Consider the following 14,670-nt stretch of genomic DNA (forward strand, 5'->3'; position numbering starts at 1 on the left):
CGACAACTACGCACCGCACCTGTCGACCCGGGTCGATGGGCGGGTCGGGGTGTGGGCGGCGGCGAACAACGTCGAGATCGCCTACACCCCGACCAACAGTTCATGGCTGAACCGGATCGAGGCCCAGTTCACCGCCCTGCGCTACTTCGCGCTCGACGGCACCGACCACCGCAACCACCGGGCCCAGGCATCGATGATCCGCCGCTACCTCGGCTGGCGGAACCGCCACGCCACGGACAAGAAACTCCGCACCATCGTCGCCAAGGCGAACGTTGCCTGATGCGGCACTAGTTTCGAATAGCGCTCGCCATGCGGCTGCGCCCATTCTCCGGCGGCGGAGAGCTGGGCCAGCATGGTCTGCTTCGTGGTGGGCGGGTCGACGTCGACGGCGCGCTGATGGCGCCGCTCCCAGAACGACCGGCCGGCGGCCTGGCTGGTCTCGGACGGCTCGAAGAACAGGTAGAGGAAGTCCTCCAGGGTCGGCACCTCGTGCCGGGTCGCGACCTCGAGCATGTCGGGCGCGGTTCCCTCGTCCTCACCCGCGCGCGGCTTGAATCCGGCGATGATCAGGCGCCGGACCAGCTCGGGGTGGCGTAGTGCGAGTTCCTGCGCCACGGCCCCGCCCATCGACAGCCCCAGCACATCCACCTGCGCCGGACCCAGCGCGTGCAGGAACTCCGCGGCGTGGTCCGCCATCGCGCCGAAGGTGTCCGGTGTCTCGCCGGTCGAGCTGGCGACTCCCGCGTTGTTGAAGAGGATCACCTCCCGGCCCGCGGCGAGTCCGTCGGTCACCGCCGGGTCCCAGTGGTCCAGGCCGCCGCGAAAATGCTGGAGGAACAAAAGGGGTGTTCCGGTGCCACTGCCAAATCGCCGATAAGCGAAACGGACGCCGCCGTTCGCAATGTACTGAGTAGGCGCCGTCACATGTGAGAGATTCTTCGACACAACCGCCCCTCCGGTCTTGGTACCGATCGGTACCAATTAAGCTAACGGCATTAGATACCGATCGGTACCCAATTTTTATGTGATGACCGACATGGTGCCTGGAGTCTGGCGGGTAGGGGCTGTCCGCCGTGGACACCGACCGTTACCCTGGGGCGTGTGGTGGTGGAACGAGCAACGGAGTCGCGTGAGGCGGCCGAGCGGCTCGGCCCGCGCGAGCGCATCCTTGTCGCGGCTCGTGCGCTGTTCTACGGGCAGGGCATCCACGCGACCGGTGTGGAGCAGCTCGCCGAGGCGGCCGGTGTCTCCAAACGGACGCTGTACCAGCTGTTCGGCAGCAAGGACGGGTTGGTGGCCGCCTACCTGACCTGGATGAGCCAGCACGCCCCGACCAACGAGCGCCACCTGCGGCGGGCCGGTCTGACACCGCGGGAACGCCTGCTCGCGCTCTTCGGGCGTCCCACGTCGTCGGTAGCCGTGCGGGGCTGCCCGATCCACAACGCCGCCGTCGAGATCACCAACCCGCGCCATCCGGGTGCAGCCGTGATACACGCCCACAAGGAAGGCTTCCTGCGCCAACTCGTGGACACCGCCGCGCAGGCCGGTGCCCGCGACCCCGAGACCCTGGGCCGTCAACTGTTCGTCCTGTTCGAGGGCGCCACCGCCCTGGGTACCTCAACCGGTGAACTCGCCTCCTACGACTACGCCCGCTCGGTCGCCCAGGCCCTCGTCGATCAGGCCCTCGTCCATCAGGCACTGCCGGCGCCACCCGCGGCCGGGCCGGAGGCCACCAGGCCGCCGGAGCACGGCGGGTGGCCCACCCCGGCGGGCAGGTCGCCGTAAACCGACGGGCAGGCGTACCTGTCGGCGAGGATCGAACGCCCGGAGGTGTCTGGACGGCGCGGGTCGATGCGGGTGACGCAGGCGGCATGGACCGAACGCTAGGGCTCCCCGGCGAGGGCCGAATCCTGGATTTCCCCTAGTGTCACAGCCTTCCGTGGCAGTGCTCCAATGGTCGGGCATACCCGACAGGACGGTGGAGGCCTGGTGCAGAGGACTGCTCGCCTGCTCGGGCGGGCGGCTGAGATGTCGGTGATCGACGGCATCGGCGCCGCGCTGCGCCGGGGGATGAGCGGCGCGCTGGTTGTCCGCGGCGAGCCGGGGGTGGGCAAGACCGCGCTACTCGACTACGCGGCTTCGATGAGCCCGGGAAGCGAGATCGCCCGGCTGTCGGGAGTCGAGTCCGAGGGTCGGCTCGCCTATGCCGGACTGCACCGCGTGCTCGTGCCCTATCTCGGACGGGCGAAGCGGCTGGCACCCGCGCGCCGGGCGATCCTCGAGTCAGCCCTCGGGATCACCGACGGGCCGCCCGCGAACCCCTTCCTGCTTGGCCTGGCGGTTCTCACCCTGCTCGCGGAGGTCGCGCGGCGCCGGCCGCTGCTGTGCCTCGTCGACGACGCTCAGTGGCTCGACCAGGAGTCCCGCGAGGTGCTCACTTTCGTCGCCAGGAGGCTCCACGCCGACCGGATCGGGATGATCTTCGGCGTACGAGAGCCTCCCCGGGACCCCCGGTTCGAGGGCATCGCCGAGCTGACGGTGCCGAACCTGGCGCCGGGCAGCGCCGCGGATCTTCTCGTCACGAGGTCCGGAGGCCGGGTGGACCGACAGATCGCGGACCATCTCGCACGTCAGGCTGGCGGCAACCCGCTCGCCCTGGTCGAAGTGGCCCGGGAACTCGCGGCCGGCCGCGTAGCCCCGGGGCTCCTGCTCGACGAACCGCTGCCACTCGGAGAGCGGCTGGAACTGCATTTCCGCAGCCAGATCCGTGCCCTTCCGGACGCCACCCGCGCGTTCCTCCTCCTCGTGGCCGCACATCCGGTCGTCGACCGCACAGTGGTGTGGCGCGCAGCCGCCCCGGACGGGATCGCCGCTGCCGCCGCCACACCCGCCACGGACGCCCGGCTCGTGAAGACAGCTCCCGACCTCCACTTCCGCCACCCCCTCATCCGCTCGGCGGCCTACGGGAGCGCCGAAGCCGGCGAGCGCAGGCACGCCCACGAGCTCCTGGCGCGTGTCACCGACCCCGTCACGCAGCCCGACGTCCGGGTCTGGCACCGCGCGGCCGCGGCGGGCGGTCCTGACGAAGAACTCGCCGCCGAGCTGGAACGGTGCGCGCGTCTGGCGAAGCGCCGCGGCGGCCTGCTGGCGGAGTCCGCCTTCCTCACCCGCGCCGCGGAACTCACACCCCAGGCACCGGTCCGGGCCGTCCGCTACCTCGACGCCGCGCAGGCCGCGGAGACCGGAGGCGCGCCGCTGCGAGCCGAAGCGCTTCTCGACGAGGGCGCCCCCCTCTTCCAGGAGCCGCTCGTACAGGTTCGCGCACAGCGGCTCCAGGCACGCGCGCTGGCCTCGTCAGGTCGCTCCCGGGCCGGGATCGCGGTGACGCTCCTGTCCGCCGCGCGCAGGTCCGCGCCGCTGGACCTCGATCTCACCCGCGAGATCCTCCTGGAAGTCGTGCTGTGGGTCTTTCAGACCGGGCGGTACCTGACCGGTCCGACGCCGCGGGAGATAGGCCGCGAGATCCTGGATCTCGGCGGGTTCACTGGCACGGGACCCGCCGCCGGCCCGGGCGCCAGCACCGCCGGCGACCTCCTCCTGGAGGGCCTGGCGACCTTCCTCAGCCGGGATCACGCGACCGCCGCCCCACTTCTGCGCCGTGCCCTGGAAGGCATGCGCGGCGGGGAGGCGCTGGATGGCGGAGTCCCGCCGTGGCTGCTCAACGGGGTCTTCGCGGCGAGCATTCTCTGGGATGACCGAGGCCGCGACGAGTGGCTGACCCGGTGTGAGGTGACCGCGCGGCGTACCGGAGCCCTCCGACCGCTCGTCCTCACGCTTCTCGGCAAGTCCCTGCAGGAGGCTGCCTGGGGCGACGTCCCGGCGTCGGAACGATGCAGCACCGACGGCCGCCAGATAGCGCAGGCGCTCGGCTGGAGCCCGACGCAGCTGTTGACGCTGTCCAACCCGAACATCCTCGGCTGGCAGGGCCGCGACGAGGAAGCGCGGCTGGCCGCGGACAGTCTGTTCGCCGCGGCGGCCGAGCTGGAGGCCGGTGACATCGGCCGCTACGCCAGCATGCTCCTGATCGTTCTTCACCTGGGCCGCGGCGACTACGCCGACGCGTTCTCCGCCGCCCGCCGCCTGCAGGCCGAGGCGGTGCCCGGCTTCGACAACGAGGCACTTCCCGCGCTCATCGAGGCCGGACGGCGCCTCGGCCGGCTGGCCGAGGCCACCGCGGCGCTGGAGGAGCTGCGTCGCCGCGCCACCGCCAGCGCGACGCCCTGGGCCCTGGGGCTGCTGGCCCGGTCAGAAGCCCTGCTCGCCGCGGACCCCGAGGCCGAACCGCATTACAGGAACGCGATCGACCTGCTGTCGGGCACCAGGGCCGTGGGAGACGCGGCACGCGCCCACCTGCTCTACGGTGAGTGGCTGCGCCGGAGGCGACGACGGAACGAGGCACGGGCCCAGCTCACCCAGGCCTTCACCACGTTCGCCGACCTGGGGGCGGACGTCTTCGCGCATCGGGCCCAGACGGAGCCGGCCGCGATGGGCGTCGCGCGACCTCCCGGCGCTCATGCGCCCACGGTCACCCTCACCCCGCGGGAGGACCAGATAGCGCGGCTCGCGGCGCAGGGCGCGACGAACGACGAGATCGCGGCCCGGCTGTACCTCAGCGTGCACACGGTCGAATATCATCTGGGAAAGGTCTTCCGCAAACTGGGCATACGCTCCCGCCGCCGTATCGCCGCGGCCTTGGAAGGGGAGAATTCCCCCTCAGGCGCGCGGACCGCGGTGCCGTCGTCACCGCAGAGTTGATTTCCGGGTTCCACCGCGCCGCGGCATGGGCATCGCCCCGCCGTTCAGGCGAGAACGGTCCCCCCATCTACGGTGAAGGTGGAGGCCCCGGTCAGCGCCGGCGTGGGCAACCGGAACGCCCAGCGCGCGGTCCCGGCCGCGACTGCCTTGCCGCCTACCGCGCGCCGCTGGAGGAATACCGACCGGAGCGCATCGTCGTCGGTGGATCGTCGGCGGGCGGGGTAACCTCGCCGCCGCGCTCATCCTGCGAGCGCGGGACGAAGGCCTTCCGCCGTCCCCTTCCGCGGGCCGCCGGGGACGAGCGTGGCGTTCGGGCCGAGTCCGGTGGCCGGGAGAGGTGACTCTTCACTTCCTCCCGGCGAACAGGTCGACCCGGCCGGTCGAGACGGCGGCGACCGCGCCTCCGTCGACCAGGAGGTCGGTTCCGGTGATGAACGAGGCGTTGTCCGACAGGAGGAAGTCGACGGCGGCGGCGATGTCGTCCGCCGAGCCGAGCCGGCCGGTGCCGGAGGCCGCCACCATGGCACGCATACCAGCCCCGGACTCGCTCGCGAGTTCCTGCTGTCCCATCTTCGTCGAGATGACCCCAGGACTGATCGAGTTGACCCGGGCGCCTCGGACGCCCCACGCGTCGCTGGCCGAACGCACCCGCAGCTGGTTGGCCCGCTTGGCGAAGGAGTAGGCGTAGCCCGCGCTCGGGAACGCGTCCACCGCCGTGAACGGCAGGTTCAGCAGTTCCTCGGTGGGGGCGTTGGCCAGCTGAGCCTCGATCTCGCGGGCCGGCGGGGGAACGAAGTAGCCGGACATGCTCGAGATGACCACGCCGGCGCCGCCCACGGCGACGACCTCGGCGAACGCGTCGAGCACCAGCGCGGTGCCGAGCAGGTCGACCTTCAGGATCGCGTCGACCGGCGCCTGGGTGGGGGACAGGCCCGCGGTGTGGACGACGTGCCGCACCGGGCCGAGGGCCGCGGCGGCCCGCGCGAGCGCGTACACGGACTCCCGGGACGACACGTCCACGACCTGGGCCGTCACCTGCTGGCCCTCGTCGCGGAGGTTCTCGGTGGCGGCGTTCAGCGCCGTCTCGTCGTAGTCGGCCAGCAGGACCGTCTTGCCCGTGCCGACCCGGCGGGTCACGGCGACACCCATGCCGCCAAGGCCGATGACCACCAGTACCTCGTTCGGCATGCCCAAGCTCCCGACGTCCGATTCCGAGACGACCAGTCTCGGATGATGGACTATACGCCGGAGGTTCCCGCCGGGGCGCGCTCCTAGACTCACGTGGATGACGGGCGGGCGCCGGCGCAGTGAGAGCTCGCGGCGGGCGATCCTCGACGCGGCCCGTGTCCTGCTGCTCGAACGCGGCTACGAACGGTTGACGATCGACGCCGTCGCCGCCCAGGCCGGCGTCGGAAAGCAGACGATCTACCGCTGGTGGGGGTCGAAGGGAGCCGTCGTCGCCGATGCGGTGCTCGAGGGCGGGCTCGTGCCACCGTCCATCCCGCTGCCCGACACGGGAGACATCGAGGCCGATCTGCGAGCCTGGCTGAGGGCCTGGACCGCGCGTCTGGCCTCCGGCGTGGGCAGGAACCTCATCCTCGCCCTCACCGCGGCCACGGCCGAGGACCGCGCCGTCGCCGATGTCCTCTACGAGCGCTTCACCGGACCCCACGAGCAGCTCCTGCGCGACCGCCTGGAAAGCGCCCGCGCGGCGGGTCAGCTCGGGTCGGAGGTGCCGGTCCCGGCGATCGCCGGCGTGCTGATCGGCTCCCTGCTCTACCGCGTCCTCAGCAGGCAGGCACCGCCGACGGTGGACGACGCCGACATGGTCGTGCGCCTGGTGCTCACCGGGGCAGCCTGATCCGGACCCGTGGACGCCCGACCGCGGCACCGTCGGTTGCCGCGGCCGGGCGGGGGATCAGCTCGAACGGTTGGTGGGACGGTCCGCCAGCAGGTAGGACGTGGCCGCGGCGGCGGCCGTGACGGTGAGGACGGAGGGCCAGGCGCCGAGCTTCTTCGCGAGCGGGTGGGCCGCGCCGAACGCCGCCGTGTAGGTGCCGAGCAGCACGCCGGTCACGGCGGGGCCGCGGGAACGCAGCCAGGAGCGCCCGCAGGCCGCGCCCATGGCCACGAGCACGACGCCGCCCAGTTGCCGGCGGCCGCTGAGGCGAGCGACGGAGTAGCCGCCCACGAGGCCGACCGCTACGACAGGTGCAGTGGGTACCGGTGCCATGACGCCGACGCTACGCCGCTGGAGGGAGGGTGGTCCGGCCCCAGTGTCCTTGTGGGGCAACCGATAGGCCCTTGACGGCGGGACCGGGCAGACCTCGACCTTCCCCTGACCGAGGGGGACCGCGCGGGGCGACGTTCCGGCCCTGGGGGACCGCGGCGTCCGGCTCACCAAGGCAGATCTTGACCGTTCTATCTCTACATATCTAGATTTAGCGTCGTGGCTGGACTGTTCCGGGTGACCCCCGCGACGCTCGACGTTCTCGAGGCACTTCTCGACGGCGAGGTCGAGCCGTACGGCCTGGCGATCGCCAGGCAGGCCGGCCTGGCGACCGGCAGCGTGTTCCCGATCCTGGCCCGGCTCGAGCGCGTCGACTGGATCGCCTCGAGCTGGGAGGACACCGATCGCCCCGGGCCGCGTCGGCGGCTCTACCGGTTCACCCCGGAGGGGATGGCCGGTGCCCGGGTGCTGCTCGCCGAGCGCCGTGGTCGCGCCGCCGGGCAACGCCGCGGGCTGGGCGGATTCACCTCGGCGCCGGAAGGTGCCCGATGACCGCGAGCCCGGGCGCCGTACCGCCCGCGAGTCCGGCCGCCGTACTGCTCGCGAGTCCGGCCGCCCCGCCCCGGACGCCGGCCCGGCGGGCGATCGTCGGCGTCGTCACGGGCTTCTACCTCGCCAGCGCGCTGGCCAGCGTTCTTCCCGTCGCCCCGGTCCATGCGGTGGCCGGGGCGGGCGCGGTTCTCGGCCTGGTCCTCGGCGTGCTCACGGTGCGACACCCGCGGCTGTCCAGGCCCTTGCTGGGAGCGGTGCTCGGCGCGCTGGCCGGCTACGTGGCCCACTCCGCCTACCCGGTCGGGTCTGCCCTGAACGGCAGCGACTTCCTCTACGACGACGGCCTCGACCTCGACTTCGGGTACAGCCCGGCGTCCTGGATGCTGCTGGGGGCCGGCGTGGGGGCGGCTGTCGCCACGGCCGTCGAACGTGGCTCGCGGCTCGCGTCGCCGTTGCTGGGTGTCGTGCTCGGAGGACTGGCCGGCCATCTCGCCGAGTTCGCCTGCCGGCCCGGCGACGCCACCTTCGACTCCGACTACGGGCTGCGGTGGTTCACCGACGGGGCGACGTCGACAGCCGTGATCGGCGGGTACGGACCGCTGTACACCGCCGCCGGTTCCGCGCTCGGACTGTTGCTCGGCCTCGTCGCCCACGGTCGACCCCGGTGGAAGACGGCCTCGCTCGGACTCGCGCTCGGTGTGCTCGCCGGCAGCCTCGGGTCTGCCGCCTACCGGGTCAGCTACGCGACTTTCGACACTGCCGGCGATTACCGTGATTCGGGCTTCGTCGGTGACACCGTCGCCGGTTTCCCCCCTGCGGTCTGGATTGTGGCGGCGGCCGCGACCGGCCTACTGATCGGTGCGCTCGCCGGCCGTTTCCCGTCGTTCGTGGCGCCGTTCTCGGGCCTGGCCGCCGGCGCCTTTCTCGGAGGCGTCGTCTTCGCCGCCATGCGGTCGACGTACATGTTCGGCTCGGATGCCTCCTTCACCGAACCGGCGAGTCCGGTTGGATCCGCGTTCCAGGTCGTCGTGCGGGGCCCGGGGCCAGTAATCGGAATGGCGGCTGGTGCCGTGTTCGGGCTCTGCTTCGGGCTGCATGCCATCTTCCGTTTCCGTCTCGCGGCGTCCGGACTCGGCCTGGCCGCTGGTGCCGCCGTGGGCATAGCGGTCGCCTCCGCCTGTCAGAACTTCAGGAGTCTCCAGACGGCGCCACTGGCCCCCGCCGACGACTACGTTCCCTTTGTCATCCTCGGAGCGGGAATGGTGCTCGGCACGGTTCTCGGGCCACTCGCCGACCATCGGTCACGGCTCGCCAGACCCCTGGCGGGAGTGGCCCTCGGCGTGATCGTCGGCTACGTGGCGAGCAATACCCTGGCCGCCGCGTACCTGCTGGCCGTCCACTACGACTACCAGCACCCGAGCGACACCCGGTACGCCACCGTCGTGGGCCTGGGCGTCGGCGCTGCCGCCGGGCTGGCGCTGGGCCTGCTCGCCACCCTGCGCCCCCGTTGTGTCACCACCGTGTCGGGTCTGGCGCTCGGTCTGCTGGGGGGCGAGGTCGCCTGCTTCGCCGTGCAGGTCCTGTTCCTGGACCGCGGCGGTGACGGTTATGCGAGGAACTCCGTGTACATCGAGCTCGGCTGTTGCGGGGTCGGGGCGGCCGCCGGGCTGGTTCTCGGCGCGTTCACCCATCGCCATCCGCTGCGGGGCCGTCCGTGCCTCGGCGCGCTCGCGGGTGCGTTCGTCGGGTCGATGGTGTGGCTCCTGTTTCCCGGAGCGCCACCAGTCGAGACAGCCGCGGTCAGCGCGGTGGTGGGAGCGGTCGCCATCGCCCGCCGACCGAGTTCCGGGTGGGGGCTGGTGCCAGTCGGGGGCGGCGCGCACCGCACCGCGCTGACCGCGTGGCGACTCGCCGGAGAACTGCGACCCGGCGCCTTCGCTCACGGCCTGGTCCGGGCCGCGGCGGCCGTCGCGGCCGACGACCGGCGGCAGGCGCGTTACGCCGAGGAGTTCCGCGCGACTCTCGCCGAGATCACCGGGCCGTTGGCCTGCCCCCGACGGCTCTGGTGCGCGCTGACGATCTTCGCCAACGCCGCCCTGCTGCGCGCCGAACTGGGCCGAGCCGCCGAGCCTGGTGCCGACCAGCCACCGAATGATTTCGATTAGAAGAGGGGAGGAGCTGTCCGTTTCCTGTTCCTGGCATGGCACCCGGAGCCCGTTTCTCGTCCCGTTCGCCGACCGTTCGTAGGCCGGTGCGTCAGGGGCGGGTGGCGGAGTCCACGACGACCTGCAGGGCGGGCGCGCACCGCCGGATGATCTCGTCGGGGGTCATCGAGGCGATCGGGTCCAGCTCCAGGACGTAGCGGCTGAGGATCAGGCCGGCTACCTGGAGGCTGAAGGCGGCGGCGTGCTCGCGACCGGCCGGACCGCCGAACCTCGCGGTCAGACGGTCGATGAGCTCTCGCCCCACCGCCTCACGCACCAGGCGGGTCAGCGCGGGGTCGGTCATGGCGGTCGTCAGCATCGTGCGCAGTGGCGGCCCCGAGGTCGGGTCGTCCCAGACGCCCAGCACGCCGCGTAGCACGCGCTCCGCCAGGCCGTCGTGCTCGCCGGCGAGCACGTGGTCGAGCACGTCCGCCGGGTTGACGGCCAGGGCCATCGACGCCGCGAACAGGCCCTGCTTGGAGCCGAAGAAGTAGCTGGGCAGCGCGCTGTCGACGCCGGCGGCGGCCGCCACCGACCGCAACGTCACCGCCTGGTAGCCATCCGCGAGGAAGCGCTCGCGTGCCGCGGCCAGTATCCGCTCGCGGCTGTCGGAGCCCCCTGGGCGGCGGCCGCGTCCCACAGTCTTATTCGGCACTGTTGAATTTTAGCCGACGGCCTGCCATAGTCAAAATTCAGCAGCGTTGAATTATGTGGAGGGCGGTCCGGTCATGGCAGTCAGGGAACGACCAACCCCGGGGTCCGGGCAGGGCCCGGTGATGATCGTGGTGTGCGTGGCGCTCGCGACCGTCGTCGCGGCGATGGCCTCGCTCAACGTGGCGCTGCCGGGCATCGCCCGCGGCACCCGGGCGAGCCAGACCCAGCTGGCCTGGGTGGTGGACGCCTACTCGCTGATCTTCGCCTCGTTGCTGCTACCGGCCGGCGCGATCGGCGACCGCTACGGGCGCCGGCGGGCGCTGCTCGTGGGACTCGTCGTGTTCGGTCTCGGCTCCGCGGCGGCGATGACGGTCTCGACGGCCAACGCCCTGATCCTGCTGCGTGGCGTGCTCGGGCTCGGTGCCGCGCTGGTCATGCCCGCGACCCTGTCGACGATCACCACGACGTTCCCCGAGGCCCAGCGGCCGCGGGCCGTCGCGACCTGGGCGGGCGTGGCCGGCGGCAGCGCCGTCATCGGCCTGCTCGCCACCGGCCTGCTCCTCGAGGTGTTCTCGTGGCGGTCGCTGTTCGGTCTCAACGTCGTCCTGGCGGCCGCCGCGATCGCCGGAACGCTGCGTTTCGTACCCGAGTCGGCCGACCGGCACGTGCCGCGACTGGACGTGGTCGGCGCGCTCCTCGCCGTCGCCGGACTGGTGACGCTGGTCTACTCGGTCATCGAGGCGCCGAACGCCGGATGGCTCAGCGGGCGCACCGCGGGGGGGATCGCGGCCGGGCTCGGTGTGCTCGGCGGGCTCGTCGCCTGGGAGCTCCGCCAGGCCCACCCGCTGCTCGACCCGCGGCTGTTCCGGAATCGGGCCTTCGCCGCCGGCACGCTCTCGATCCTGGCGCAGTTCTTCGCCTTCTTCGGCTTCATCTTCGTCCTGCTTCAGTACCTGCAGCTGGTCCGCGGTGACAGCGCCCTGTTCGCCGCGGTGAGCATGCTCCCGATGGCCGCGGCCATGATGTCCGTCGCCCGCCGGACACCGCGCCTCGCCGCGCGTGTCGGGGCCCGGAACGTCTGCGTCGGTGGACTCGTCCTGATCGCCACGGGGCTGGTCGTGCTCTCCCGCCTGGAGGCCACGAGCAGCTACTGGCTGATCGTCGGGGGCCTGCTTCCGCTGGGGGCGGGCATGGGCGCCGCGATGGCCCCGGCGACGACCGCGATCACCGAGGCGCTGCCCGCCGCGAAGCAGGGCATCGGTTCCGCGATGAACGACCTCGCGCGCGAACTCGGCGGCGCGCTGGGCATCGCCGTCGTCGGCAGCGTCCTGGCCGCCTCGTACCGCGGCCACCTGGACCTGTCCGGTCAGCCGCCCGCCCTGGCCGAGCAGGCCCGCTCGTCACTCGCGGTCGCGTCCCGCCTCGGCGGCGCCGTCCAGGCCCAGGCCCAGGACGCGTTCGTCAGCGGGCTGCGCGCCGCGCTGCTCTGCGCGGCGGCCGCCGCCGTGCTGGCCGCGGCCGGCGTCGCCGCCCTGCTCGCGAACCACGGCCTCCCGGCGTCCCGACCTCTCGACCCGCCCGGGACCGCCCGGACTTCGGAGGACCCCCGGACCTCGACGGAGCTCAGGCGGACCACCACGTGACCGCGGAGTGTCGGCACGGGTCGGTGGGCGGCGGAGCACAGGACGCCGTCGTCGCCGGCACGGACGTCCCGCGGTTGTCGTCGGCGGCGGTCAGGCGGGCGTGGACCCGGCGGCATCGCGATCACCGGCGAGCCGGCCCGGAATCTCCTGCACGCTGTTCTTTCTCCCGCACGACATCTTGAACTTGTGGGTGACACGTGTAACCTGAACCGGTTACACGTGTAAATCGATCACTTGGTCGATCACACAGGTCGACCACACAGGTCGACGGCCGGCCCGCGGGTCGAGGACGGGTGGGCGGGTGGTGCCGGTCGACGATCGACAGGATGGGCCGACCGCGGCGCCGGGTCCGGCGCGGCCCACCAGCGCCGACGTCGCGCGGCGCGCCGGTGTGTCGCGGGCGACGGTCTCCCATGTTCTCAACGGCACCGAGCATCCGGTCAGCGAACAGACCCGGCAGCGGGTCCTGGCGGCGGCGCGGGAGCTTCAGTACGCGCCGAACGCGTCGGCGCGGGCGCTGCGCGCCGGGCGCAGCAACATCGTCCTGGTGCCGATGTCACGGTCCCCGGTCGTTCCCGGTGAGGACAGGTTCCTCGAGAACCTCGACCGGGAGCTGGCCGAACGCGACCTGGTCCTGCTGATGCAGGGTGACCGCAACACCACCGGGATGAGCGGGGCCTACGCCTGGGCCGAACTGCGCCCGGCCGCGGTGTACGTCAACGTGTCCCGTGGTACCCGGACGGCGGTGGAGCTGCTGCGGCGGGCGGGCGTGCGGGCGGTTCTGCTCACCGGCGTCCCGGGGGTGACCTACGCGCCGACCGTGCCCCTCGACCCCGCCGCGGTGGCCGGCCTCGCGACCCGGCACCTGCTCGCGCGGGGCTGCCGGCGCCTGGCCTGCCTGGTGCCCGGTGGCCCCCTGGCGGAGGTGCCCGAGCGGCGGTACGACGCCGTTCTGGAGGCCGCGGCGGCCGGGAACATGCCGGTCGAACGGGTGGACTGCGAGCTCTCCTCGGACAGCGTCGCGCCGGTGGTGGACCGGTGGCGCGATCCGGCGTGCCGCCCGGACGCGGTGTACGCCAACAGCGACCAGTTCGCCATCCTGCTCATCCACAAGCTGCGCGACGCCGGCCTGGAGGTTCCCCGGGACATCGCGGTGGTCGGTTCGGGTGACCATCCGCTGGGTGCCGCGCTGCGGCCCGCGCTCACCACCGCCACCTTCGACGTGCCGGCGATAGCGCGGGTGGTCGCCTCCTCGATCCGCCGGCTCCTCGACGGCCAGGACCTGGACCCGGGCCTGGAGGCCGCCCTGCGGCCACACCTGATCATCAGAGAGTCCGGATGACGACGAAAGGAACGATCCGATGACGGACGAGCTGTACTGGGACCCGTTCGACAAGGCGATCGACGTCGACCCGCACCCGCTGTGGAAGCGGATGCGCGACGACGCGCCGGTCTACCGCAACGAGAAGTTCGACTTCTACGCGTTCTCCCGCTTCACCGACGTCGACACCGCCCACCTCGATCCCGGGACCTACAGCTCCAAGTACGGCACGGTCCTCGAACTCATGAAGCCGGAGCCCTGGGACACCGGCCAGATCATCTTCATGGACCCGCCGATCCACACCCTCCTGCGCGTCCTGGTCTCCCGGGCCTTCACCCCGCGCCGCGTCGGCGGCCTCGAGGGCGTCATCCGCGACCTGTGCGCCGAGCTCCTCGACCCCCAGGTCGGCGGGGGCGGGTTCGACTTCGTCCAGGACTTCGCCGCCCAGCTCCCCTCACTGGTCATCTCCCAGCTCATCGGCGTCGACCCCGCCGACCGGGAGGACGTCCGCCGGATGATCGACGAGACGTTCTACCTGGACCCGGAGAAGGGCATGTTCAACGAGACCGCCATAGCCGCCGCCGCGAGGTTCCACGGCTACCTCCGCGAACAGATCCAGGACCGGGTCAAGAGCCCCCGGGACGACATGATGACCGCGCTCACCCAGGCGGAGATCACCACCGACGACGGCACCCGCCGGCTCAGCCTCAGCGAGGCCACGGACTTCACCGCGCTGCTCGTCTCGGCGGGCACGGAGACCGTCGCCCGCCTTCTCGGCTGGGCCTGCGTCCTGCTGGCCGCGCACCCCGACCAGCGGGCCGACCTGGCCGCCGACCCGTCGCTGCTGGGCGGCGCCGTCGAGGAGACGCTGCGTTACGAGGCGCCGTCCCCCGTCCAGGGCCGCGTCACCACCCGCGACGTCGAGGTGCACGGCGTCGAGATCCCCGCGAAATCCAAGATCCTGCTGCTCACCGGCTCCGCCGGGCGCGACGATCGCAAGTACGACGACCCGGACCGCTACGACATCCGGCGCAGGTTCGACAGCCACGTCTCCTTCGGCCACGGCGTCCACTTCTGCCTCGGCGCCGCCCTCGCCCGGATGGAGGGACGCATCGCCCTGGAGGAGACCCTGCGCCGCTTCCCCACCTGGGACGTCGACCACGACAACACGGTGCGCCTGCACACCAGCACCGTGCGCGGCTACGAGAAGCTGCCGATCGTCGTCTAGGTCGGCGCGGACGGCCCTGGACG

General features: G+C 72.2%; 13 protein-coding genes. 9 read left to right on the forward strand and 4 right to left on the reverse strand.

Annotated elements, in window-relative coordinates:
- Positions 1-280: hypothetical protein (locus B056_RS41060; RefSeq protein WP_026240176.1), on the forward strand; the 280-nt coding region annotated here is incomplete at its 5' end.
- On the opposite strand, the gene B056_RS38060 is transcribed toward B056_RS41060, so the two are convergent.
- The gene (locus tag B056_RS38060; protein WP_084647251.1) at positions 205-945 is read right to left on the reverse strand and encodes an alpha/beta hydrolase; all 741 of its coding nucleotides are present in this window, start codon (positions 943-945) and stop codon (positions 205-207) included. The genes B056_RS41060 and B056_RS38060 overlap by 76 nt on opposite strands.
- 162 nt (positions 946-1,107) lie before the next feature.
- Here B056_RS38060 and B056_RS0126390 point away from each other — a divergent pair, with 162 nt between their 5' ends.
- Complete coding sequence (locus B056_RS0126390; RefSeq protein WP_195905954.1) at positions 1,108-1,785, forward strand: TetR/AcrR family transcriptional regulator; 678 nt, start codon at positions 1,108-1,110, stop codon at positions 1,783-1,785.
- A 204-nt stretch (positions 1,786-1,989) separates the two neighbouring features.
- Positions 1,990-4,815, forward strand: coding sequence for a helix-turn-helix transcriptional regulator (locus B056_RS38065; RefSeq protein ID WP_195905955.1), 2,826 nt, complete (start codon positions 1,990-1,992; stop codon positions 4,813-4,815).
- Between the two features lie 345 nt (positions 4,816-5,160).
- Here the strand turns inward: B056_RS38065 and B056_RS0126400 are convergent, their stop codons facing one another.
- Positions 5,161-6,003 (reverse strand): SDR family oxidoreductase, encoded by an 843-nt coding sequence (locus B056_RS0126400; protein ID WP_018504856.1) that lies wholly within the window; start codon positions 6,001-6,003, stop codon positions 5,161-5,163.
- Positions 6,004-6,100: 97 nt separating this feature from the next.
- Here B056_RS0126400 and B056_RS0126405 point away from each other — a divergent pair, with 97 nt between their 5' ends.
- The gene (locus B056_RS0126405; protein WP_018504857.1) at positions 6,101-6,676 is read left to right on the forward strand and encodes a TetR/AcrR family transcriptional regulator; all 576 of its coding nucleotides are present in this window, start codon (positions 6,101-6,103) and stop codon (positions 6,674-6,676) included.
- Between the two features lie 57 nt (positions 6,677-6,733).
- On the opposite strand, the gene B056_RS0126410 is transcribed toward B056_RS0126405, so the two are convergent.
- Entirely contained in the window at positions 6,734-7,048 is a 315-nt protein-coding gene (locus tag B056_RS0126410; RefSeq protein ID WP_026240177.1) for a hypothetical protein, read from the reverse strand.
- A gap of 216 nt (positions 7,049-7,264) precedes the next feature.
- Between B056_RS0126410 and B056_RS0126415 the strand changes: the two genes are divergently transcribed.
- Together B056_RS0126415 and B056_RS38070 are read left to right on the forward strand one after the other, a co-directional pair.
- A complete protein-coding gene (locus B056_RS0126415; RefSeq protein ID WP_018504859.1) occupies positions 7,265-7,597 on the forward strand; it encodes a PadR family transcriptional regulator in 333 nt (110 codons plus the stop codon).
- A complete protein-coding gene (locus tag B056_RS38070; protein WP_018504860.1) occupies positions 7,594-9,762 on the forward strand; it encodes a hypothetical protein in 2,169 nt (722 codons plus the stop codon). The genes B056_RS0126415 and B056_RS38070 overlap by 4 nt, the downstream gene beginning before the upstream one ends.
- A gap of 91 nt (positions 9,763-9,853) precedes the next feature.
- On the opposite strand, the gene B056_RS0126425 is transcribed toward B056_RS38070, so the two are convergent.
- A complete protein-coding gene (locus tag B056_RS0126425; RefSeq protein WP_035752881.1) occupies positions 9,854-10,456 on the reverse strand; it encodes a TetR/AcrR family transcriptional regulator in 603 nt (200 codons plus the stop codon).
- Between the two features lie 73 nt (positions 10,457-10,529).
- Between B056_RS0126425 and B056_RS38075 the strand changes: the two genes are divergently transcribed.
- The 3 genes from B056_RS38075 to B056_RS0126440 all read left to right on the forward strand — a co-directional run bounded on the left by B056_RS38075 (position 10,530) and on the right by B056_RS0126440 (position 14,647).
- Entirely contained in the window at positions 10,530-12,098 is a 1,569-nt protein-coding gene (locus B056_RS38075) for an MFS transporter (RefSeq protein WP_051105753.1), read from the forward strand.
- A 301-nt stretch (positions 12,099-12,399) separates the two neighbouring features.
- A complete protein-coding gene (locus B056_RS0126435) occupies positions 12,400-13,440 on the forward strand; it encodes a LacI family DNA-binding transcriptional regulator (RefSeq protein WP_018504863.1) in 1,041 nt (346 codons plus the stop codon).
- Positions 13,441-13,459: 19 nt separating this feature from the next.
- A complete protein-coding gene (locus B056_RS0126440) occupies positions 13,460-14,647 on the forward strand; it encodes a cytochrome P450 (protein ID WP_018504864.1) in 1,188 nt (395 codons plus the stop codon).
- Positions 14,648-14,670: the final 23 nt, after the last annotated feature.

Origin of the sequence: Parafrankia discariae, from assembly GCF_000373365.1 — a bacterium.
Classification (GTDB): Bacteria; Actinomycetota; Actinomycetes; order Frankiales; family Frankiaceae; genus Parafrankia; species Parafrankia discariae.